This is a genomic window from Aidingimonas halophila, from assembly GCF_900106955.1.
GTDB classification, from domain to species: domain Bacteria; phylum Pseudomonadota; class Gammaproteobacteria; order Pseudomonadales; family Halomonadaceae; genus Aidingimonas; species Aidingimonas halophila.
The window spans coordinates 618,222-639,807 of record NZ_FNNI01000001.1 but is presented as its reverse complement, the minus strand read 5'-3'; the positions used below and the strand labels follow the sequence as shown (position 1 = coordinate 639,807).

General features: G+C 58.4%; 19 protein-coding genes. 10 read left to right on the top strand and 9 right to left on the bottom strand.

Going from position 1 to position 21,586, the window contains the following annotated elements:
• Window positions 1-5 precede the first annotated feature (5 nt).
• Window positions 6-776 (bottom strand): ABC transporter ATP-binding protein, encoded by a 771-nt coding sequence (locus tag BLW01_RS03085; RefSeq protein ID WP_092568008.1) that lies wholly within the window; start codon window positions 774-776, stop codon window positions 6-8.
• Between the two features lie 224 nt (window positions 777-1,000).
• A complete protein-coding gene (locus BLW01_RS03080) occupies window positions 1,001-1,996 on the bottom strand; it encodes a succinylglutamate desuccinylase (protein ID WP_092568007.1) in 996 nt (331 codons plus the stop codon).
• Window positions 1,997-2,305: 309 nt separating this feature from the next.
• Here BLW01_RS03080 and wrbA point away from each other — a divergent pair, with 309 nt between their 5' ends.
• A complete protein-coding gene (gene wrbA / locus BLW01_RS03075; protein ID WP_092568006.1) occupies window positions 2,306-2,902 on the top strand; it encodes an NAD(P)H:quinone oxidoreductase in 597 nt (198 codons plus the stop codon).
• A gap of 117 nt (window positions 2,903-3,019) precedes the next feature.
• On the opposite strand, the gene BLW01_RS03070 is transcribed toward wrbA, so the two are convergent.
• Entirely contained in the window at window positions 3,020-4,093 is a 1,074-nt protein-coding gene (locus tag BLW01_RS03070) for a tartrate dehydrogenase (protein ID WP_092568005.1), read from the bottom strand.
• 109 nt (window positions 4,094-4,202) lie between these two features.
• Here BLW01_RS03070 and BLW01_RS03065 point away from each other — a divergent pair, with 109 nt between their 5' ends.
• The gene (locus BLW01_RS03065; RefSeq protein ID WP_092568004.1) at window positions 4,203-5,201 is read left to right on the top strand and encodes a LysR family transcriptional regulator; all 999 of its coding nucleotides are present in this window, start codon (window positions 4,203-4,205) and stop codon (window positions 5,199-5,201) included.
• Window positions 5,198-6,511 (top strand): glycosyltransferase, encoded by a 1,314-nt coding sequence (locus tag BLW01_RS03060; protein ID WP_229806322.1) that lies wholly within the window; start codon window positions 5,198-5,200, stop codon window positions 6,509-6,511. Before BLW01_RS03065 ends, BLW01_RS03060 begins: the two co-directional genes overlap by 4 nt.
• A 15-nt stretch (window positions 6,512-6,526) precedes the next feature.
• On the opposite strand, the gene BLW01_RS03055 is transcribed toward BLW01_RS03060, so the two are convergent.
• The 3 genes from BLW01_RS03055 to BLW01_RS03045 all read right to left on the bottom strand — a co-directional run bounded on the left by BLW01_RS03055 (window position 6,527) and on the right by BLW01_RS03045 (window position 9,544).
• Window positions 6,527-7,228: a TVP38/TMEM64 family protein gene (locus BLW01_RS03055; RefSeq protein ID WP_092568002.1), complete on the bottom strand. Its 702-nt coding sequence runs from the start codon at window positions 7,226-7,228 to the stop codon at window positions 6,527-6,529.
• A 96-nt stretch (window positions 7,229-7,324) separates the two neighbouring features.
• The gene (locus BLW01_RS03050) at window positions 7,325-8,260 is read right to left on the bottom strand and encodes an ABC transporter substrate-binding protein (protein ID WP_092568001.1); all 936 of its coding nucleotides are present in this window, start codon (window positions 8,258-8,260) and stop codon (window positions 7,325-7,327) included.
• Window positions 8,261-8,359: 99 nt separating this feature from the next.
• The gene (locus BLW01_RS03045; RefSeq protein WP_229806323.1) at window positions 8,360-9,544 is read right to left on the bottom strand and encodes a TauD/TfdA family dioxygenase; all 1,185 of its coding nucleotides are present in this window, start codon (window positions 9,542-9,544) and stop codon (window positions 8,360-8,362) included.
• A gap of 119 nt (window positions 9,545-9,663) precedes the next feature.
• Here BLW01_RS03045 and BLW01_RS03040 point away from each other — a divergent pair, with 119 nt between their 5' ends.
• Entirely contained in the window at window positions 9,664-10,536 is an 873-nt protein-coding gene (locus tag BLW01_RS03040; protein ID WP_092568000.1) for a LysR substrate-binding domain-containing protein, read from the top strand.
• Here BLW01_RS03040 and BLW01_RS03035 read toward each other — a convergent pair.
• Entirely contained in the window at window positions 10,473-11,342 is an 870-nt protein-coding gene (locus BLW01_RS03035; RefSeq protein WP_092567999.1) for a M90 family metallopeptidase, read from the bottom strand. The genes BLW01_RS03040 and BLW01_RS03035 overlap by 64 nt on opposite strands.
• A 3-nt stretch (window positions 11,343-11,345) precedes the next feature.
• Window positions 11,346-12,932, bottom strand: a complete 1,587-nt coding sequence (locus BLW01_RS03030) for a bifunctional GNAT family N-acetyltransferase/carbon-nitrogen hydrolase family protein (protein ID WP_092567998.1) — start codon at window positions 12,930-12,932, stop codon at window positions 11,346-11,348.
• Window positions 12,933-13,104: 172 nt separating this feature from the next.
• Between BLW01_RS03030 and BLW01_RS03025 the strand changes: the two genes are divergently transcribed.
• The 4 genes from BLW01_RS03025 (at window position 13,105) to BLW01_RS03010 (ending at window position 17,454) form a co-directional block, all read left to right on the top strand.
• Window positions 13,105-14,334 (top strand): ABC transporter ATP-binding protein, encoded by a 1,230-nt coding sequence (locus tag BLW01_RS03025; protein ID WP_229806324.1) that lies wholly within the window; start codon window positions 13,105-13,107, stop codon window positions 14,332-14,334.
• A 50-nt stretch (window positions 14,335-14,384) separates the two neighbouring features.
• On the top strand, window positions 14,385-15,626 hold the full coding sequence (locus BLW01_RS03020) for an ABC transporter substrate-binding protein (protein WP_308428087.1): 1,242 nt from the start codon (window positions 14,385-14,387) through the stop codon (window positions 15,624-15,626).
• Window positions 15,627-15,699: 73 nt separating this feature from the next.
• Window positions 15,700-16,587, top strand: coding sequence for a carbohydrate ABC transporter permease (locus tag BLW01_RS03015; protein ID WP_092567997.1), 888 nt, complete (start codon window positions 15,700-15,702; stop codon window positions 16,585-16,587).
• A gap of 18 nt (window positions 16,588-16,605) precedes the next feature.
• Window positions 16,606-17,454 carry a carbohydrate ABC transporter permease gene (locus BLW01_RS03010; protein ID WP_092567996.1) on the top strand — a complete coding sequence of 283 codons (849 nt, stop codon included), beginning with the start codon at window positions 16,606-16,608 and terminating at the stop codon, window positions 17,452-17,454.
• Between the two features lie 19 nt (window positions 17,455-17,473).
• On the opposite strand, the gene BLW01_RS03005 is transcribed toward BLW01_RS03010, so the two are convergent.
• Window positions 17,474-18,406 (bottom strand): LysR family transcriptional regulator, encoded by a 933-nt coding sequence (locus BLW01_RS03005; protein WP_092567995.1) that lies wholly within the window; start codon window positions 18,404-18,406, stop codon window positions 17,474-17,476.
• 121 nt (window positions 18,407-18,527) lie between these two features.
• Here BLW01_RS03005 and BLW01_RS03000 point away from each other — a divergent pair, with 121 nt between their 5' ends.
• Window positions 18,528-20,063 (top strand): UxaA family hydrolase, encoded by a 1,536-nt coding sequence (locus tag BLW01_RS03000; protein WP_092567994.1) that lies wholly within the window; start codon window positions 18,528-18,530, stop codon window positions 20,061-20,063.
• Window positions 20,064-20,087: 24 nt separating this feature from the next.
• The gene (locus BLW01_RS02995) at window positions 20,088-21,563 is read left to right on the top strand and encodes an NAD-dependent succinate-semialdehyde dehydrogenase (protein ID WP_092567993.1); all 1,476 of its coding nucleotides are present in this window, start codon (window positions 20,088-20,090) and stop codon (window positions 21,561-21,563) included.
• The last annotated feature ends 23 nt before the right edge of the window (window positions 21,564-21,586 follow it).

Sequence of the window (21,586 nt, the reverse complement as noted above, 5' to 3'; positions counted from 1 at the left end):
GCCTCTCAGTGCTTGGGCGCGAGAAATTGTCGCAGTCGTTCGGAGCGGGGGTTTCCGAGCACGTCGTCGGGCGGCCCCGCTTCCTCGACGACGCCCTGGTGCAGGTACATGACCTGGGTAGAAACATCCCGGGCGAAGGCCATCTCGTGGGTCACCACGATCATGGTACGCCCTTCGTCGGCGAGGTCGCGCATGACTTTGAGCACATCACCGACCAGCTCCGGGTCGAGCGCTGAGGTCGGTTCATCGAACAGCATGACTTCCGGATCCATGGCCAGCGCCCGGGCAATGGCGCCGCGTTGCTGCTGCCCGCCCGACATCTGTGCAGGGTAATAGTCGGCACGATCGGCCAGGCCGACCCGATCGAGGAGGGAACGGGCATGGTCGGTGGCTTCCTTCCTGGACTTGCCAAGGACATGCACCGGCGCTTCGATGACATTCTCCAATAGTGTCATGTGTGCCCAGAGGTTGAAGCTCTGGAAAACCATCGACAACTTGGCGCGCATGCGCACGACCTGGTTCCAGTCGGCGGGTTCCCGACCATGCTTGGTCTGCTTGAAACGGATTTCTTCACCATGAACCAGCAGATCCCCTTCATTGGGCTGTTCCAGTAAGTTCATGCAACGCAGGAAGGTGCTCTTGCCGGAGCCGGAGGCACCGATCAGCGTGATGACATCCCCCTGGCGGGCTTGCAGTGAAAGCCCCTTCAGCACTTCCGTGTCGCCGAAGCGTTTCTTGATATTCCGGACTTCAAGTGGCAAAGGCGTAGCGGCCATAAATCGGGCTCCGATACTTGTTTGGCCATGCCGGCCGTTGCTGGCGACATGGTCGGGAGTCTGCGTGGCTGGCGTGGAAAAGGACGCGATTCTAACAGGCCCGCTGCCAATTGGCAGAGCTGTCGTGGTGCGTCGCTGATGGAAACTGTCGGGTGCAAGTGTCGTCGGTCTGCATGGAATCCTCTGCGTTGTTGTTATGCCGGCCCGGGATGGTGCCGTGGTGATCAAGGCGTCGGTGGTGGTGATGGTACCACCAACAGGGCGGCGCGAGCGCCGATCTCGACATTGGCGTTGGGAAAGACGACCGCCAGCGGTCGGTCACCGACAATGAAGTTACCGGTCGACGGATCGTGGGCCAAGCGTTCCCCCGGTGCGAACTCGCTGAAATTGGGGGTGTCATCGTCGAAACATAACTGAAATCCTGCCGAGTTGCGCATCAACTCGTGTTCGACTCGGAAAAAGGCCATTCTTGATGCGCGATCGCTCGGCGGTTCACGTCCTTCCACCAAGGCACTCAGCAAACACAGCATGAGACGGAGCGAGGTCAGGTCGTTGTCACCAAAAGGCGCGACTTTGCCCAGTTCCAGCGTAAAGGACTGTGCCTGATGATAGTGCTTGCTGTAGTGCGAGAAGGTCCAGCTGTGCTGGTGCTGATGCAACACGGCTTGCAGGTCGGCAGCCGCGAACCATTGCCATTGTGCGTCATCGGTCACGGCGTTCTCGTCGTAGGGTTCGACCACGAACCGAGGATAGTGACTATCACGAATCGCGGTATGAAGGTCATAGTGCAGCGGTGGGAGCCCGCTGTGGCGCAAGTAGAAACCGTCCACCGCGCGCATTAGTTGCCGTGCCCGATCCGGCTCCACACCGTCTTGCTGGATGCCCCGCTGGAACAGTCGATTCAGATTGGTATCGAGGAATCGCTGGCCAGCCTGTATGGCGGGGATATTGCCCAGTATGATCAGCAATGGCGCCCCCAGACGCAATCGCCCAGCCTCGATCATCGAGAGTAGCTCACCGAGCAATTCGATAGGTGCCGTCTCATTGCCATGGATGCCCGCCGACAAGATGCAGGCATGCGCATGCGAGCCTACCGAATGGGGTTCAAGCTCCAGCATCCCCGGTCCGAGCAGGCGATATCGACCGAAGGGAATACGCCCTTCTTCTGGCACTGCGGTCGAGTGCTCATTCAGTGTCAGATCCAGCCAGTCGCTGAGCATGTGGAATCCTCTGCGGTCTCCGTCATGGCGATCGCCTCGATGGTTGTCTGTCGACCTCGACAGCGGGACCACCTTTCCTTGCAGACCGCCTTTCGGCAAGAGGCCGTGTCGGGCTGATGAAAAAGGCGGGTGCGATGATGAAAACGTGAGGAGGGGCCGGCAGCATCGTGGCAGTGTCACGAACCGATCGACAAAATCGTATGCAACGCTCGAAATCATTCGCTGAACTTGATGACTCGCTTGATTAGACTGGGTGGGTGTTCGTTACCCGGTCTTTATCTCAGGACCTGATGCCAAGGAGAAACAGCTATGACCAAGGTGCTCGTGCTTTATTATTCCATGTATGGCCATGTCGATACACTGGCGCACACCGTGGCTGACGGGGTTCGTCAAGCCGGCGTCGATGTCGATATCAAACGCGTGCCGGAGACCATGGATCCGGAGGCCTTTGCCAAGGCGGGAGGCAAGCAGGATTACGATACGCCGGAGGCCAAGCCGGCGGAATTGGCCGATTACGATGCCATCATTTTTGGCAGCCCCACCCGGTTCGGCAACATGGCCGGCCAGATGCGGACCTTCCTGGATCAGACCGGTGGGCTGTGGGCCAACGGCGCACTGCGCGGTAAAGTGGCAAGCGTGTTCACCTCGACAGGTACCGGTGGCGGCCAGGAAACCACCATCACCTCGTTCTGGCATACGCTGGCTCATCACGGCATGGTGATCGTGCCGCTGGGCTATGGCATTGGTGAGCAATACATCTTCGATCAGGCCGGCGGCGGCAACCCTTACGGGACCTCCACCATTGCTGGAGGTGACGGCTCTCGCCAACCCGATGAGCGTGAGTTGACGATTGCACGTTTCCAGGGCGAACACGTTGCCCGTATTGCAGCCCGGTTGGCTTCGTGACCCGACCGATATGACAACGGCGCACTGAGTCGTTACGTTATAGGCACTACCCTCATGCGGTAGTGCCTTTTTGTATCCCCTGTCAGTGAGTCGATGAACAACACCGGCACTACGGTTTCAGCCGGCAATCCGTTCAGTAATCGCGCGGCCCAGCGTTTCCGTGGTGCCCTGTCCGCGAATATCCGGCGTCATGACCTTGGGGTCCGCTTCGGCGAGAACGGCTTCGATGGCATCGAGGATCGCCTTGCCGGCGTCTGCATGACCGAGATGGTCGAGCATCATCGCACCTGACCAGATCTGGCCGATGGGGTTGGCGATGCCCTTGCCGGCAATATCGGGCGCACTGCCATGAACCGGTTCGAACATGCTGGGGAAGTTGCCGTCGGGATTGATGTTGGCTGAGGGAGCCACGGCAATGGTCCCGGTACAGGCCGGTCCCAGATCGGAGAGGATGTCGCCGAACAGGTTGCTGGCCACCACCACGTCGAACCAATCGGGATGCATGACGAAGTTCGCCGTCAGGATGTCGATGTGGTATTGGTCGACGTCGACGTCGGCATACTGCTCGGCCATCGCTTTCACGCGTTCATCCCAGTAGGGCATGGTGATGGAGATGCCGTTGGACTTGGTGGCCGAGGTGAGCTTCTTGCGAGGGCGGCTCTGGGCCAGGTCGAAGGCGTACTTGAGTACACGATCGATACCGGCACGGGACATCACGGTTTCCTGGATGGCAATCTCCCGCTCGGTGCCTTCGTACATGCGACCGCCGATACTGGAGTATTCCCCTTCGGTATTCTCGCGCACGACATAGAAGTCGATCTCACCGGCGGTACGGTCGGCCAGTGGGCTCTTGATGCCCGGCAACAGCTTGCATGGACGCAGATTGATGTATTGGTCGAACGCGCGCCGGAACTGCAGAATCGAGCCCCATAGTGAAATGTGATCGGGCACCTTCTCCGGCCAACCTACCGCGCCGTAGAAAAGCGCATCGAAATCCTTGAGTTGATCGAACCAGTCATCCGGCATCATTTGACCGTGCTGCAGATAATAATCGCAGCAGGCAAAGTCGAAATGCTGGTACTCGAGATCGATGTCGAACCGTTTGCAGGCTGCGTCCAGTGCGCGCAGGCCTTCGGGTACCACTTCGGTACCGATACCGTCACCGGCGATGACAGCAATACGTTTCGTCATGGTTCTCCTCCGACGGGTGTGAACGTTCTGCCAGTGTAGTCGCTATGAGTTGATTTATAATCACGCTACAATTCAAATTATTATTGCGTTGAAGTGGAGAGTGGTGGTTATGGCCGATCTCGACGATCTGGCATTCTTCCAACGCTTGGCGCAGCACGGCAGTCTGACAGCCACGGCACGGGAATTGGGGCTTTCGCTGTCAGCGGTCAGCAAGCGGCTCAAACTGCTCGAGGCCCGCCTCGGGGTCGAGTTGGCGCATCGCACCACCCGGCGTTTGACCCTGACCCCGGAGGGCGAGTTGTACCGTGAGCGTGGTGCGGTCATCCTCGATGAGCTCGATGACCTGGAAGAAGCATTGGGCAATCGTCGGTCCGACCTCTCCGGTCGCTTGCGCATCAACGCTACCTTTGGTTTCGGACGCCGTCATATCGCACCGATTCTGTCGGCATTCTGTGCCGACCACCCGCAGCTGGATGCCTGGCTGGAACTGACGAACTTTCCTCTCAACCTGAGCGACCACGGCTTCGATGTCGGCATCATCGTCGGCGATCCGCCGGATTCACGACTGGTGGCTCATCGGTTGATGGTCAATCGTCGCATCCTGTGTGCGGCGCCCTCGTACTGTGCCACCATGCCGTCTCTCGATGAGCCGGCTGACCTTTCACGCCATCAGTGTCTGGTGGTGCGTGAAAATGACAGCGATTATGCGACCTGGCGATTCGAACACCGTTCGCGTCATGATGAGCGAACGGTGAAGGTGAGTGGCCGTCTGGCGAGTAATGATGGAGAGAGCATGACCCGGATGGCAGTGGACGGACATGGTATCTTGTTGCGCTCATGGTGGGACGTGCATGATCACCTGCAAGCGGGACGGCTAATCGAGGTGCTACCCGAATGGCAGGGGGTGCGTGCCGATTTTCATGCAGTCTACGATCAACGACGTCACGTTCCTGCGCGTATCCGGGCCTTCATCGCCTATCTTGAAGACAGGATTGCCGAACGGGTTCCTCCCCTGGCAACAGGAGGAACATTACCGGCGTGGGAAGGGCCGACTATTCAAGGAGAGAATGACATGGGCTTGTCATCACGAATGGGAGCCAACACTTGAATATCCTGATGTTTACCAACACCTATGCGCCGATCGTCGGTGGGGTGAGCGAATCCGTCCAGCGGCTCAAATCGCGTCTGCAAGCCGCCGGTCATCGGGTCCTGGTGGTGGCGCCCAAGATGGAAGGCCAGCGGCGTCGCGATGCAGATGTCATTCGAGTGACGGCGGTCCAGCATTTCAATGGCAGTGATTTCTCGTTGCCTGTGCCGATCCCCGGGCAGTTGTATGAGGCCATCGAAGCCTTCGATCCGGATATCGTGCATTCCCATCACCCGTTTCTGCTCGGTGACACGGCCGTACGTGTGGCGGAAACCTACGGGCTGCCACTGGTCTTTACGCACCATACGCTGTATGAACATTACACCCACTATGTGCCGGGGGATTCACCCCGCATGCAGCGCTTTGCGGTGGCCTTGGCGACGGAGTACACCCACCTTTGCGATGCCGTGATTGCACCGAGTGAGAGTATTCATCAGTTACTGCGGCGACGGGGGGCCAACTCACAGATCGTGGTCGTCCCCAGTGGCGTGGATGCCCAACGGTTTGCCCGAGGCGATGGTCAAGCATTGCGGCGATCGCTGGCGATACCCGAGTCGGCTTATGTCGTCGGACACGTCGGCCGCCTGGCCAAGGAAAAGAACCTGCCGTTCATGGCCGAGGCAGTATCACATTATCTTGCCAACCATGAGTCGGCGCACTTCCTGGTCGTAGGCGATGGCGATGCACGAGCGACGATGGCATCGGTCGCTGCCCGTCACGGTGTCGAAGCACGTATCCACTTCACCGGAAGCTTGCGGGAGCAACGCTTGATCGATGCCTACCATGCCATGAATGTCTTTGTCTTTGCGTCGCATAGCGAGACGCAGGGCATGGTGCTGGTGGAAGCCATGGCCGCAGGCCTGCCGGTTGTTGCGGTGAGCGCCCCCGGCGTGGATGAAGTGCTTCGCGATGGCAAGAATGGACGATTGCTGAAGGCCGACGATGTGTCAGCCATGGTAGAGGCACTCACCGAACTGGCGGATCCCGAATGCCGTGCCTCGATGAGTCGACATGCCTTGGCCATGGCGGGCAGCTTCGATGAAGCGCGCTGTGCGGCCCACTGTCTGCAGGTCTATCGCCAGGTGATTGCCGCAGGTGGTCCGTTTCGGCATGCGGACGACAGTGCCTGGGAGCGGGTGCGTGCCCGACTTGGCGCGGAATGGCGGATGTTGTGCCATCGGGGACGGGTATTGCGCTCCATGCTGCAGGATGATGACCAGGATGCGCCACTGCCTAAGGAGGGGACCTTGCAGGATCCGGCGACCAAATGACTCGCCACGGATATATCAACGCCCCCACGTCGATTTTCGGCGACGTTGCCGATAGGTGGCATAGCGTTTCACGGTATACAGCAGTGCCAGGCCAGCCACTAACCCTGCCATGGCCCAAATGAACTCCCCGCGATCCTCGGCAGTGGCCAGTTCACCTGCCTGGCTACCCAGTAGCGTGATGCCGACCAGGCCGGGAATGATTCCCACGATCGAACCGATCAGATAGTCGAAGAAACGCAGGTGAAATGCCCCGGCCATCATGTTGGTCAAGGTAAATGGGGCTAGAGGGAGCAGGTTGACGATCGTCATGGTACGGATGCCGCGCTTGGCAAAATAACGGGAGGCGCCGTGCAGATGCTGGCCACCGTAACGCAACAAAGCCTCGCGCCCGAGCCGGCGACCGACCCAATACGTCACTATCGACGCACTCAGGGTGCCACCCAGAGCATAGAGAAATCCCCAAAGAGGGCCGAACAAGAGACCGGTCGCAGCCACCAGGATGCTCAACGGAAACATGATCAGCGAAGCGCTGGCATAGATTGCCATGATGACCAGTATCGCCCAGGAGGCGTGGCGCCAGGACAGGCTTCCCTGAGCCAAGGTGATGAGCGATTGCGCATCGAGGTGCTGATGAAATGCCAGCCATTGCCATGACGCGCCGATAGCGATCAACACGATCACCAGGATGGCAAGGGGGATGAGCGGAATTCGCGGCATGGTCGAGCTTGTCCGGAACGGCAATACCCGACATAGCATACGGCAGCATGGCCGACGGCCCAAATGCCATCGACCATGCTGACTGATGGGCCAGGCTTAGAGGTCGTACTGCGCCTGAATGACCGGCCAGGCGTCGTCACCTTCCTTGGTGGTGACGCCATCCAGCATGGCTTCGATACGGTCGCTGTTATCGCGAATCCACTCTTCAGCCACGGCATCGGCATCACGCTCTTCCTGGCCGAACTCCTTGATCATCCAGCTCTGTTCTTCATGATCGAAGACGAACTGTTCGAAGAAAGTCACCAGGTTCGGGTGGGCGTCTGCATAGCCACTGCGTGCGATGGTCAGCACTTCGCTTTCACCATTGTTTTCGCCGAAGAGATCTTCCGGATCCTCGAGATAGTTCATGGAGAATTCGAGATTCATCCAGTGCGGTGTCCAGCCTACCCAGATGATGGGCTCCTCGCGGGACATTGCATCACGTGCGGCACTCAGCATGCCGACTTCGCTGGTATCGACCAGTTCCCAATCACCGAGTCCCCAGGTGTCGTTTTCCATCGCTTTGTTGAGGATCTCACTGGCGGCGGAGCCGGAACCGAAACCGTAAATCTCGCCATCGAACATCTCGCGGTTCTCATCGAGATCCTCGAAACTGGTCACCCCTTGGTCATAGATATAATCCGGGACAGCCAGCGTCATCTGTGCGCCATCGACGTTGTTGGCAATGCTGACGATGGACCCTTCTTCCTCACGGGGGTTGAACATATCGTTTTGTGCCGGTAGCCACCCACCAAGGAAAACATCCAGATCGCCGCTATCCAGGCCCTGGTAAATGACCTGCAGGCCCAACTCCTGGCTGGTGGTTTCATATCCCAGCGGATTGAGCAACTGCTCGGCAATCTCGGTCTTGACGGTAATGCCCGGCCAGGCAGGCACGCCGAAGTGCAATGTTTCATCATCGGCCTGGGCGATCTGGACCGTACCGAAAGCCAGTGCGGTTGCCAGGGTCGTGCGTGTCAGGGAGCGAGTCATCTAAGTCTCCTTCTTCTGGAATCGAGTTATCGAAAGGAAAGCCGCCCGGTTTATCGTATCGTTGGTGGGCGGCGGTGAGCCGAGCATGAACGTATTTGGCTAGTCTTGCCGTGCCAGGACGCGTAGTCGTGATTCGAGCATGTCCAGGTCAAGGTAAGTGCCTTGTAGATGGCGACGTCCGGTATTGGGGTCGAATGCCCGCCGGCCGTGCAGGACCCGCCGGTTGTCGAATGCGATCATCTCGCCGGGTGCCAGCGCGAATTCGAGTTGCTGTTCCGGAGCGTGCACGAGTTGCCAGAATGTCTGGTACGCCTCGTACCAGGGCGCAATCTCATGGGCCGGCAGGTGAAGTGTATCGCGAATCCAGTTGTTGAATCGGATTTCGACGACACGTCCATCCGCATCGAGCTCGATGATGGGCGCGCGAATGCCGATATCCTGCGTATCATCCTGGAAACGGAAATCGATCGCCGTTTCGCTGAGAATGCGGAATGCCTCCGGCGATTGCTCGCGCAATGCATTGGCGGCCGCAAACCCGTCGGCAAAAATCGACTCTCCCCCTTCGGCTTCGTTCTCCAGACAATACAGGAGCTGGATATCCGGTGGCTGGCGCCAGTTGGGAAGGTCCGTGTGCAGTGCCAGACTAATGGGAGTATAGGCGGCATTGTTGGGGTTGGGCTTGGAGCGAACATCGAAACGGGCGCCGAAGTTGGTCGGACGCAACGGGCCGATCCTCTCCGCCAGTCGGCTGACTTCCTCGTCGGCGATGGGGCCGCCATCGAGTAGCACCAGACCATCTCGCAGCAGAGCTTCCAGCCAGGCGCGTTCACCCTCCGGACCGTTGACGAAGGCGGCATGGCTGATGCGCTCCGGCGCGAAGTCGGTTGCCCAGGGCCGACGCTCGGGGATCTGATCCTGACTCCGGGTTCCCGGACGCCGCTGGTACAGCCAGCCCCCATCGAACAGGCTCTCATGGCCGTCCGACCAGGTGATATGGAGATGCCCTTGTTGCAGACTGGCATCGGCGGGCGCATCGATATCGGTCAGCGGCACATATAACCGTTCCCGTGTCGTGGGGTGGCGGCATTCGCGGCATGCGCAATGGTCGCGTAACCACAAGTAGGGCAAGTGCGCCTGGCTGCCATCGGTCCACGTCAGAGAGATCCCCTGTTCATTGGCTGCGATGTCATCAAGCAGAGGCGCGTCCTCATAACGAGTGAGTTCCCCCATCTCCACACGAGCGGGAGTTGAGTGATCGTCGGTTATCGGGGCGGGAGTCGTCATCATTACCTCCTCTAGGCTGTGGTGTCATAGGATGGTGACTCGCCGTGGCAGTGACAAACGATTAATATGGCCCCTATGGCAAAGCTGAACTTATAACAAACTTTCTCATTGTGATCGTTATGTCCCCATTGCCTCCCTTGATATGGTTACAGGCCTTCGAAGCCGCTGCCCGCACATTGAGTTTCACTGCCGCCGGTCGGGAACTGGGAGTGACCCAGGCCGCGATCAGTCAGCGGATCCGGCTTCTGGAGGATCGACTGGGCCAGAAACTGTTCGTGCGTCATCCCCGTAGCCTGACCTTGACCCCGGCCGGCCAGGCCTGGCTGCCCAGTATTCATGATGCGTTTACCCGTATTGCCGAGGGAACTACGGAAGTATTCGGCGCCACGCCGGAGAGTCCAGTGACGTTGCGAACGACGCCGGTGATGCAGCAAAGCTGGTTGGCCCCACGATTGCTGTCATTCCATCGTCAACATCCTTCGGTCGCCGTGCGCCTGGTCAGCGCCATCTGGCCGGATGATTTCGGCCCGGAGGGGGCGGACCTGGAGATTCGTTACGGCCGAGGCGATTGGAGCGAGGTCGATTGTGTCTCCCTGGGCGATGAACGCATGCGTCCTGCTTGTGCACCGTCACTGGCCGAGCGACTCCAGACGCCGGAGGATCTTGCCGGCCATACGCTCCTGCATGCGATCGGCTTTGCCGTGGGCTGGCCGACCTGGCTGGAGCAGGCCGGAGTGGCGGGAATCGAACGCCAATGCCCCGCCTTGACCTGCGATAATCAGGTCATGACGTTGGCGTTGGCCAGCCAGGGCGGGGGAGTGGCGTTGACCCACCATCGTCTGCTGGAGAGCCGACGGGATCTGGTCGCGCCGTTCGACCTGGCCGTTCCCAGTATGGAGAGCTTCTGGCTGGTACGGCCGCTCAGACGTCAACCGCGCGACGAGGCGTCGTTGCTCTGGGACTGGCTGGTGGCATCGCTGGATGATGGCTGATGGGGCGTATCGTCGGGGAGCCGGGTCAGCGGATTCTGGCGAAAGTATCGGCACAGCAGTTCGTAAAGCGCGGGATAGGCGTCGTTCAATGTGTCCGGGGCGCTAAAGAAATATTCGCAGCAGACGGCAAAGCATTCGCCGGGATGCGTAGTGGCGTAGTCATCGATGGGGGTCGCCTCCCTGCGCTGGATTCGGGCCTGAAGGTCATCCCAGACGGCAGTGAAGCGTCGATGCCATTCGCGGGGGTCGAGCTCCCGGGGGAGCGGCGGGAAACCATCCACATCACTGGCATTGCCTAGATCCAGTTTATGGGCGAACTCGTGGATCAGCACATTGAAGCCGTTCCACTCGCCGCTTGCCATGAGGTCGGGAAAGGAGACCACCACCGGACCCTGGAAGGACGTCTCCCCGGCCCGCTCATCGTCATATTCGTGCATCACGCCGAACTCGTCCATCTCTTCCACCCGTCGCCGGAAGGCATCCGGAAGGATCTGGATCTCGTGGACATTGGCGAACGCCTCGCGATGATCGGCGTCGGACCAACCCAGTGTCAGCAGACAGACCTGCGCAGCGAGTGCCAGATTGGCCGGCAAATCGAGCGGTGATGACTCGACGAGGTCCGGATGAAGGCTCACTCGCTTGTCATGCAGGAAGCGCCATGCCCGATGACCCAGCCGTTGCGCGTCATCCTCAGCCAGTGCTGACAACAGCGGGAGTCGTGCACGGGCTTCGGTCCATTCGTTCTCCGGGAAAGGGTGCCGACGCGCGAAATGGCGGGCCTGCCAATGACGCAGATGACGGAACATCGATCAGGTCTCTTCCGGATTGACACCGCCCGGCTTGCCCCCGGATTTCCAGGACCAGTCGCGCCAACGTAGATCGAACAGGTCCTTGCGACGATCCTTGAGATTGGTGACAGAGCCCTCGGCCCGCACGATGGTCAGCCGTGTCAGGTCGAGATCCGAGAACATCACCATTTCGGTGTTGGGTGTCGTCTCGGAGAGCACGGCATCGTGGGGAAAGGCAAAGTCCGAAGGCGAGAACACCGAGGACTGGGCGTACTGAATGTCAAGATTCTCGATGGAGGGCACATTGCCCACGCTACCGCACAGTACGACATAACATTCGTTTTCGATGGCTCGGGCCTGGGCGCAATGCCGGACCCGCAGATAGCCGTTCTTGGTGTCGGTCCAGAAGGGGACGAAGAGAATGTCCATGTCCTGTTCAGCCAGGACCCGTGACAGCTCCGGGAATTCCACGTCATAACAGATCTGGATACCGATGCGGCCGGCATCGGTATCGAAAACGCGTAGCTCATCACCGCCGTCGATGACCCAGTCGCGGCGCTCCTGGGGAGTGATGTGCAGCTTGTCCTGATGCTCGATGGTGCCGTCGCGATGACACAGGTAGCTGACGTTGTAAAGGCGCTCGTCTTCGCGCATCTCGATCATCGAGCCGGCGACGATGTTGATGTTGTAGGCCACCGCCATGCGCGAGAGCTCGGTGACGAACTGTTCGGTGAAACCGCCCAGGAAGCGGATGGCCGCCTGTTGGTCCTGTTGTGCGGCACGATCCTGCAGGCCCATCAACGGGGCGTTGAACAGCTCGGGGAATACCGCAAAGTCGCTCTGGTAATCGGAGAGCGCGTCGACGAAGTACTCCACCTGCTGCAGCACCGATTCCACCGAGTCGAACTCCCGCATCTGCCACTGCACGGCACCGACCCGCACCTGAGTCTTGCGCGTTTCCAGCACCCGTTCGGCGGGCTCGTACAGGATGTTGTTCCACTCCAGCAGGGTGGCGAACCCCTGAGACTTTTCGTCCTCGGGCAGATACTTGCGCAGCAACCGCTTGACCAGGAAGTCGTTGGCCAGTTGGAACGACAGGATCGGATCGTGGATCTCCTTGCGCGAGACCTTGTCGATGTACTCGGTCGGTGTGAGCTCATCGGCATACTGGTGATACTGAGGGATACGGCCACCGGCCAGAATGGCCCGCAGGTTCATCGAGCGGCACAACTCCTTGCGCGCCTCGTACAGGCGGCGGCCCAGACGGTAGCCGCGATAGTCGGGATGGATCAGGACATCCAGTCCGTACATGGCGTCGCCATTGGGATCGTTGAGGATGATCTCGCGCTTGCCGATCAGGTCGTCGTACTGATGCGGGTTGGAGAACTCGTCGTAATCCACCAATGCCGTCAATGCCACGCCGACGAGGCGGCCGTCGTCCTCGATCACGATCTGACCATCGGGGAACTCGTTGATCAACTTGTCGATGGTCAGTTGGGGCCAGGCGCCCCCGAGATCGTCATAGACGCTGTCCATCAATTCTTTCAGTTGAGGGTAGTCTTCTGAAGTCAGATTGCGGAGGTTGAGATGCAGGTCGTCAAGAGACATGGGCGGCGCATTCCTGAACGAATGAAGTGGGCACGACAAGCGCTATTCTAGCACGATGTTTCCCCCCGCCAGCCAAGGCGTGTGACATGCCATCGTCATGGGATCGTCACCATTTTGTCATCAACCCCTGCCACGATTTTTTCATGACATTGTCGTGAGAAGGGCTACGCTAGTGATCAGGAGAGTGCTGGCCGGCATTGATGCTGTGTCCCTTTTTGCCACTGAAGGGCGTGCCATGGTCGATACCAAGAATAACGATAACAAGCGCATCCGCCTTGAGGATGTCAGCAAGGTTTGGGATGGCCTGGCTGCCGTCGATCAGGTGACATTCGATGTTTCGCCGGGAGAGTTCGTCATTCTTCTCGGCCCCTCTGGCTGTGGCAAGTCCACGACGTTGCGAATGATATCGGGCCTCGAACAGACCACTGCCGGACGCATTGTCATCGGCGACCGGGATGTGACCCGGGAACCGCCGGGGAATCGCGGTATCAGCATGGTCTTCCAGTCCTATGCCCTGTTTCCTCACCTGAGTGTTGCCGACAACATCGTGTTCGGGCTGCGCAGCCGTAAGGTGCCGAAACCGCAGCGACAGGAGCGACTCGAACGCGTCGCCCGGATGGTTGGACTCGAGGACTATCTGGATCGTAAGCCGGCGCAACTGTCCGGAGGGCAGCGCCAGCGTGTCGCGCTGGCGCGTGCCATCATCGCAGAGAATGCCATCTGTTTGATGGATGAACCGCTGTCCAATCTCGATGCGCGCCTGCGTGGCGACATGCGTCGTGAGATCAAGGCATTGCAGCAGCGATTGGGCATGACCGTGGTCTATGTCACCCATGATCAGGTCGAGGCCATGAGTATGGGTGATCGCGTCATTCTCATGCACTCCGGGCGCATCGTTCAGGATGGTTCGCCTGCCGAGCTTTACAACCGGCCGACAACCGCGTTCGCCGCATCGTTTATCGGCAGTCCGGCGATGAATCTGATCGAGCTCGAGGCCATGGAAGGGCAAACGTTCATCGCCAAGGAGCCGACGGTTCCCATCGCGTGGGGCGATGCCGGTCATTGTCTGTTGGGCTTGCGTCCCGAAGATATCGTCATTCAACCCAGCAGTGCTGCCGGGATGCCTGCCCAGGTGATCGACGAGGAGTATCTGGGCGCCGATACCATCGTCCGAGTGCGGGTCGGTAATCAGACACTGCGAGCGCGCCTGCCGGGGCAACAGTCGATGCCGAGCGAGCATTGTCGAGTCGACTGGCCCGTCACCGCCGCCCATTTCTTCACCGCGGATAGTGGCGAACGCCGCGATGATATCGATGCCGTTGCCCCCGCCACGGCAAACTCCCGCTCGCCCATTTCCCGTGATACGGCTCAGCCGTTCCCGGATCAAGGAGCCAAACGATGACGACATCCATGAAATCGATACTGCAGGGAGTGACGCTGGCTGGCGTACTGATGGCCGGTACGCAGGCGAGTGCTCAAGATGATGCTGTCGAATTGACACTCTATTATCCCGTGGCCGTCGGTGGTGCCTTGACCGATGTCATCGATGGTCTGGTCGAGGATTTCGAGGCCGAGCATCCGGATATCGAGGTCGATGCGATATATGCCGGCAACTACGATGACACCCGGGTGCGCGCCTTATCGGCCATCGAGGCGGGCGATGCACCGCAGCTTTCGGTGCTGTTTTCCATCGATCTCTTCGAGTTGATCGAACAGGACGCCATCGTGCCTTTCGACGATGTGGTCGAGACCGACGAGGAGCGCGAATGGCTCGACAGTTTCTATCCGGGGCTGATGGAGAACGGGCAACTCGACGGTGAAACGTATGGCATTCCCTTCCAGCGCTCGACCATCGTGCTCTACTGGAACAAGGATGCCTTCGAGGCGGCGGGACTCGATCCCGAGCAACCCCCGGAGACCTGGGACGAGATGGCCGAGATGGCTAGTACCGTTCGAGAGGCCCACGATGACGACGACCAATGGGGCGTCATGATTCCCTCGACCGGATATCCCTACTGGATGTTTCAGGCACTGGCATTCCAGAACGGTCATCGCCTGATGAGCGACGATGGTACGGAAGCCTACTTCGATGACCCGGCTGCGATAGAGGCGCTGGAGTACTGGGTGGCGCTGGCGGAAGAGCACGATGCGATGCCGGACGGCACCATCGAGTGGGGCACGTTGCGCCAGAATTTCCTCGAAGAGTCGACGGCCATGATGTGGCATAGCACCGGCAACCTCACGGCGGTTCGTAACGAGGCCGATTTCGACTTCGGAGTGGCGATGTTGCCGGCCAAAGAGCAACCCGGCAGCCCGACAGGGGGAGGGAACTTCTACCTGTTCAAGGACAGTACAGACGAAGAAAAGCGAGCGGCCATGACGTTCGTTCGCTGGATGACCGATCCGGAACGGGCGGCGGCCTGGTCTATGGAAACCGGCTACATGGGAGTCAGCGAAGCGGCCTACGAGACGGAAGCGTTGCGCGAATATGTCGAGGAATTCCCGGCAGCGGCCGTTGCTCGTGATCAGCTCGAGCACAGTACCGCGGAGTTGTCCACCTATCAGGGAGGGCGTGTTCGCCGCGCGTTGGACAACGCGATTCAGGCGGCACTGGCAGGTGACATGGCGCCGACGGAAGCGCTGCAACAGGCCCAGCAAGAAGCTGATGCAGCGCTGCGCCGCTATGCCCGTTGAGCTTCCCATATAACATCGAGAGCGGGAGGGCCTCTAGCCCTCCTCCGTGGGTGGTATGAATCAAGGAGCCGGCATGCGGGCGGTGAACAGCGACAGACGAATGCAGGTTTACGGTGCCTTGCTACTGCTTCCCGCGGCCATCCTGCTCGGGACGTTCGCTTATCTACCGACGATCGCCACACTGATCGATAGCCTGTTCCTCCCCGGCATTCGTGGCGAACCGCCCGCCTTCGGTGGTTTGGCGAATTATCAGGCACTCATCGAGGATGCGACGTTCTGGAAAGTCGCGCGAAATAACCTGGTCTATGCGCTGGGTACGATTCCGACATCGATTGCCCTGGCGCTGGGAATGGCCTTGTTCGTCAATGCACGACTGCCGGGGCGTGGATTCGTACGGATGGCGTATTTCACGCCAACGATCCTGCCCATGATCGCCGCGGCCAATATCTGGATGTTTTTCTATGCACCTCAGATCGGGCTGTTCAATAACCTGCTAGACGTGCTCGGCATCGATGGTCCCAACTGGCTGGGAAATCCGCGTATAGCGCTGTTCTCGGTGATCATGATGACCATCTGGAAGGAGGCCGGGTTCTTCATGATCTTTTACCTGGCTGCATTGCAGAGCCTTCCCCCGGATCTTCAGGAAGCCGCCGACCTCGAAGGGACGACTCGATGGAGCTTCTTCTGGCGAGTCACCTTCCCGTTGCTGATGCCGACGACGCTGTTCGTGATGATCAATGCGCTGATCAATGCCGTGCGAGTGGTGGATCATCTGTTCATTCTGACCAAGGGCGGTCCCAACAATGCGACCAACCTGCTGTTGTACTACGTCTATGAGAATGCGTTCTCGTTCTTCGATCGACCGTATGCCGCCACCATCACAGTCGTGATCCTTGTCGTGCTGGCGATTGTGGCGACAGTAAAATTCACGGTGCTGGATCGCCGTATTCATTATCAATGAGTCGACGGAGCTGACTTCATGTCCCGGTCAACCTACGCCAGCCCCTCTATATCAGCCTCACGGATCCAGATGCCGAGCCTGGAAACGGTGGCGGCATGGCTGTTGGCGCTTGTCTGGATTTTCCCGTTGCTCTATGCCGTGTGGGCCGCGATTCATCCTTCGGACTTCGTCGCCAGTTTCGACTTGTTCGCGCCATTGACGGCATCGAATTTCATTGACGCATGGAATGAAGCACCGTTCATGCGTTATTACCTCAATACATTCCTGATGGTCACCGGGATCCTGATCGGACAGTTCATCGTCTGTACCCTGGCTGGATTCGCCTTCGCTCGCTTTCCGGTGCCGGGACGGGACGTACTGTTCATGCTGGTCTTGATTCAACTCTTCGTCTTTCCGGAGGTATTGATCGTCGAGAATTACCGTATTGCCAGCGGACTGGGACTGGTCGACACCATCGCGGGTATTGGCTTGCCCTACATCGCAAGTGCCTTCGGCATCTTCCTGCTACGTCAGACCTTCAAGACCATACCGAGAGAACTCGAGGACGCCGCCCGGATTGAAGGGTGTAGCTGGATGGGGGTCCTGCTCAAGGTCTACGTCCCCTTGGCCAAGCCGACTTACCTGGCATACGGGTTAGTGTCGGTAAGTCACCACTGGAACAACTTTCTCTGGCCATTGGTGGTCACCAACTCGGTGGAAACCCGACCCCTGACCGTTGGTCTCGCGATCTTTTCGGCCCCGGAGACCGGCGTCAACTGGGCCACTATCAGCGCCGCCACGCTGCTGAGCATCGCACCATTGCTCATCGCCTTCCTGCTATTCCAACGCCAGTTCGTGCAATCGTTTCTACGCGTTGGGATTCGGTGAATTCCCACGCTATCATTTCTTAGTCAGATGCCGCTGTCAGACGTAAGCACTCCATCAATTGCAGACAGGTCGGTGTTTTCATTTTTCCGCGCATGGTGATGATCCCGACGGGAGGCAGTTCAATGGGAATCGTTAGCGGCAGGACCTTGAGTTGCCCCAATTGCTCGTAATGGCGCCCCACGCTGTGGGCAAGATAGCCGATGGCCGGCCGTTGTTGAATAAAGGTCATGATGGTTAGAAAGGATGCGGATTCGATGATATCGGCCGGTGGGGTCAGCCCGTGTTTATAGAACATCTGGTTGAGTTTGACGCGCGATGATGCCCAAGGCGGTGGCACGACCCAGGGTATGTCGGCTAGATCGCCCCATTGTGGTTCCTGCATGGTAGCAATGGGATGTCTTGGATCCGCGACGACACACATGGGCTCATCGTATAATGCCTCCGTTTCCAGGTCGGGGGCGGCATAGCCGGGCTCCAGCCGGCCAACGATCAGATCGAGCTCTCCCATCCTCAGACGTGGTAGCAACCGCTTGAGGTCGCCTTCTTCAATCAATGCCGTGCTCTGGGCCGAACGGGCCTTGAGCTTTTCCATGGCACTGGCCAGTAGAACGGGAGTGGCCACTACCATGGCTCCAATATTGACACTGCCTGCTGCACCACTCGCAACGGCGGCAATTTCGTCGCATGTCCGGCTATAGTCGGCCAGCACCGAGCGGGCAAATCGTATCACTGTTGCACCATAGGCGGTCGGCTCAGTACCTCGTGTCGAGCGTATGAACAATTCCAGCCCAAACATGCGTTCGATTTCACTCAGCATCTTCGACACAGCGGGTTGTGTGAGGATCAGAAATTCAGCCACTCGGCCAATGTGGCGAAACTCGTCCAAGGCCACTAGAAGCTGCAAATGCCGAAGCTTGAGATTGGAGCGCAGTACCCGGTCGATATCACTCATGAGTGGCTTATATTCCTTATAAGTTATGAAGAGTGTCTATTGTTTTATTTTATCGTCATGTATTGCCGCCCCATACTGCAAGTCATTCTTCGATCACATTTGCAGGAACTGGGCCATCTCCATGGAAAGCGCTTCTTCCGTCCCGCCATTGATCAGTTTGCATCACAACGACGATGTTCTGATCGCTCGTGACACTGTAACGCTAGGGCAGGAGTTTCCCGAGCTGGGGCTCCACATGCGATCTCAGGTTCCCGCCGGTCATAAAGTCGCAAGGCGTGATATTGCTGCTGGTGAAGCAGTAAGAAAATACGACACCGTGATCGGCTCGGCGACACGTGATATCGAAGCCGGCGATCACATCCATACCCATAATCTGACACTTATCGACTTCGACCGTGATCCAGCGTTCTGCCAAGACGTTCAGCCTGTCGAGTACGTGCCGGAAAGTGAACGTGCCACTTTCGATGGAATTGTCCGCTCGAATGGCCGGGTGGCGACTCGCAACTTCATAGGCATTCTCTCTTCCGTCAATTGCTCGGCCACCGTCATCAATCATATAGCCGCACATTTCACACCGGAGCGTCTCGCCGATTATCCCAATGTCGATGGTGTCGTCGCCTTTGCGCAGACTAGCGGGTGCGGTATGTCATCGCCGAGCTACCACTTCGATTTACTACGACGAACGCTGGCCGGTTATGCACGCCATCCCAATTTTGCCGGTGTTTTGATCGTGGGTTTGGGTTGTGAACGGAATCAGGTGTCCGGTCTGGTGGAATCACAGGGGTTGCAGACCGATGAGCGGATTCGAACGCTGGTGATGCAGGATATGGGGGGGACCCGAGAATCGATTGCGGCAGGCATCGCCGCGGTCGAAGCGATGTTGCCCGAGGCCAATCGAGTCGAGCGTCAGCCGGTCTGCGCCAGCCACCTGAGCATTGGACTGCAATGCGGTGGTTCCGATGGGTTTTCAGGCATTTCCGCGAATCCGGCATTGGGGGCCGCAATGGATATTCTGGTACGACAGGGCGGTACCGCCATCCTGTCCGAGACCCCGGAAATCCATGGTGTTGAATACATGCTTACACGCCGAGCCGTGTCACCGGCAGTCGGCCAGAAGTTACTGGACCGCCTGGCATGGTGGGAAGAATACACCCGAGGTCATAGCGGCCAGTTCAATGGCGTCGTAGGTCCGGGTAACCAGGCAGGCGGGCTGGCGAATATTTTCGAGAAGTCATTGGGCTCCGCGATGAAAGGCGGCACGACACCGCTGCAAGCCGTGTACGAATATGCCGAGCCGATCGACACGTCCGGATTCGTTTTCATGGATTCCCCCGGATACGACCCGGTGGCAGCGACCGGGCAAATTGCCAGCGGTGCTAATCTCATCTGCTTTACCACAGGACGTGGTTCGATGTTTGGTTCCAAACCAGCGCCCACGATCAAATTGGCCTCGAATACGCCCATGTATCAGCGTCTGACTGAGGATATGGATATCAACTGTGGGCAAGTTCTGGATGGTGAGTTGAGCATGGAAGCAATGGGGCAAGAAATATTCGAATACATGCTGCGAGTGGCCTCTGGGAAACCGAGCTGTAGTGAGGCACTAGGCCTTGGTGACCATGAGTTCGTGCCTTGGCATGTCGGTATCGTCAGCTAAATGAATGACTCAGGAGGCTCAGGCATGAGCTTGACCCTATCCCGCAGTTCACTGATTCGCACTGAAAATTTCATAGCCGGGCACTGGGTTGGTAGTGACGGTGGTAGTACGTTCGGTGTGCATAATCCAGCCGATTTGCGCCAGATAGCATCGGTTCCCGATAGTACTCATGATGATGCTTGGCAAGCGGCAGATTCTGCTCAGTCAGCATTCAAGGCGTGGAAGTCGACACCCGCGAAGCGGCGCGGTCAATTATTGAAACAATGGCATGCCTTGGTCATGTCTCATCAGGATGATCTCGGTCGTTTGATCTCACTGGAACAAGGAAAACCGCTGGCTGAGGGACGAGGAGAAATCCAGTACGCGGCCAGCTATATCGAATGGTTTGCTGAAGAGGCACCGCGTATCGAAGGTGATCTGATCGAACCTTCGGTCGATGGTCGTCGTATGTTGGCTGTCAGGGAACCGGTGGGTGTGGTTGCCGTAGTCACACCTTGGAACTTCCCGGCAGCCATGATTGCACGCAAGATGGCCCCCGCACTGGCTGCTGGCTGTACTGTGGTCGCCAAACCTGCTGAGGATACACCGCTGACCTCTCTGGCGTTGATCCATCTGGCTGAAGAGGCCGGTATCCCGGCCGGAGTGATCAATGTCGTCTGCGCTTCCCGCGAATGTACACCTGCTGTGGCCGATGCCTGGCTGCGAGATACTAGAGTACGCAAGATCAGCTTTACCGGCTCGACGCCAGTGGGCAAACAGCTGGCGAGAGAGTCCGCCGCTACTCTCAAGAAACTCTCACTCGAACTGGGGGGCAATGCTCCCTTTATTGTCTTCGATGATGCGGATCTCGATGCCGCGGTGGAAGGATTGATGGCCTCAAAGTTTCGCAATGGGGGACAGACCTGTGTCTGCCCGAATCGTGTCTATGTACATGAAACAGTCTTCAATACCTTTGCTTACAAACTTACGGATCGCGTTGCGGCATTGCGCGTCGGCCCAGCGAGTGAAACGGACAGCCAGATAGGACCGATGATCAACACGCGAGCTGTCGAAAAGATCATGAAGCACATTGATGATGCGGTGGCCAAGGGGGGCAAAATTCTGGTGGGTGGTCAGCAGGTACGCACGGACATAGGGCCGAATTATGTGGCACCTACGGTGCTGGCTGATGTCAGCAGCGATGCGCAACTGTGTCAGGAGGAAACCTTTGGTCCAGTAGTACCGCTATGTCGATTTACTGGCGAAGAGGAAGTCATCGGAATGGCCAATAACACACCATATGGACTCGCTGGTTATTTTTACTCGGGAAATATCAGCCGAATATGGCGAGTTGCCGATGCGTTGGAAACTGGCATTGTTGGCATAAATGAGGGGGTCGTCGCTTCTGAGGTCGCTCCTTTTGGCGGTATAAAAGAGTCCGGGTACGGACGGGAAGGTTCAAAGTACGGGCTCGATGATTACATGCACATAAAATATCTCTGCCAAGGAAGTTTGGGCTGAGACGCACCCTAAGATGGATAGCG

What these genes read in the sequence shown, in the direction of transcription:
- BLW01_RS03085 (WP_092568008.1), bottom strand. Translation starts at nt 776, where the DNA reads ATGGCCGCTACGCCTTTGCCACTTGAAGTCCGGAATATCAAGAAACGC.
- BLW01_RS03080 (WP_092568007.1), bottom strand. Translation starts at nt 1,996, where the DNA reads ATGCTCAGCGACTGGCTGGATCTGACACTGAATGAGCACTCGACCGCA.
- wrbA (WP_092568006.1), top strand. Translation starts at nt 2,306, where the DNA reads ATGACCAAGGTGCTCGTGCTTTATTATTCCATGTATGGCCATGTCGAT.
- BLW01_RS03070 (WP_092568005.1), bottom strand. Translation starts at nt 4,093, where the DNA reads ATGACGAAACGTATTGCTGTCATCGCCGGTGACGGTATCGGTACCGAA.
- BLW01_RS03065 (WP_092568004.1), top strand. Translation starts at nt 4,203, where the DNA reads ATGGCCGATCTCGACGATCTGGCATTCTTCCAACGCTTGGCGCAGCAC.
- BLW01_RS03055 (WP_092568002.1), bottom strand. Translation starts at nt 7,228, where the DNA reads ATGCCGCGAATTCCGCTCATCCCCCTTGCCATCCTGGTGATCGTGTTG.
- BLW01_RS03050 (WP_092568001.1), bottom strand. Translation starts at nt 8,260, where the DNA reads ATGACTCGCTCCCTGACACGCACGACCCTGGCAACCGCACTGGCTTTC.
- BLW01_RS03045 (WP_229806323.1), bottom strand. Translation starts at nt 9,544, where the DNA reads ATGACGACTCCCGCCCCGATAACCGACGATCACTCAACTCCCGCTCGT.
- BLW01_RS03040 (WP_092568000.1), top strand. Translation starts at nt 9,664, where the DNA reads ATGTCCCCATTGCCTCCCTTGATATGGTTACAGGCCTTCGAAGCCGCT.
- BLW01_RS03035 (WP_092567999.1), bottom strand. Translation starts at nt 11,342, where the DNA reads ATGTTCCGTCATCTGCGTCATTGGCAGGCCCGCCATTTCGCGCGTCGG.
- BLW01_RS03030 (WP_092567998.1), bottom strand. Translation starts at nt 12,932, where the DNA reads ATGTCTCTTGACGACCTGCATCTCAACCTCCGCAATCTGACTTCAGAA.
- BLW01_RS03020 (WP_308428087.1), top strand. Translation starts at nt 14,385, where the DNA reads ATGGCCGGTACGCAGGCGAGTGCTCAAGATGATGCTGTCGAATTGACA.
- BLW01_RS03015 (WP_092567997.1), top strand. Translation starts at nt 15,700, where the DNA reads ATGCGGGCGGTGAACAGCGACAGACGAATGCAGGTTTACGGTGCCTTG.
- BLW01_RS03010 (WP_092567996.1), top strand. Translation starts at nt 16,606, where the DNA reads ATGTCCCGGTCAACCTACGCCAGCCCCTCTATATCAGCCTCACGGATC.
- BLW01_RS03005 (WP_092567995.1), bottom strand. Translation starts at nt 18,406, where the DNA reads ATGAGTGATATCGACCGGGTACTGCGCTCCAATCTCAAGCTTCGGCAT.
- BLW01_RS03000 (WP_092567994.1), top strand. Translation starts at nt 18,528, where the DNA reads ATGGAAAGCGCTTCTTCCGTCCCGCCATTGATCAGTTTGCATCACAAC.
- BLW01_RS02995 (WP_092567993.1), top strand. Translation starts at nt 20,088, where the DNA reads ATGAGCTTGACCCTATCCCGCAGTTCACTGATTCGCACTGAAAATTTC.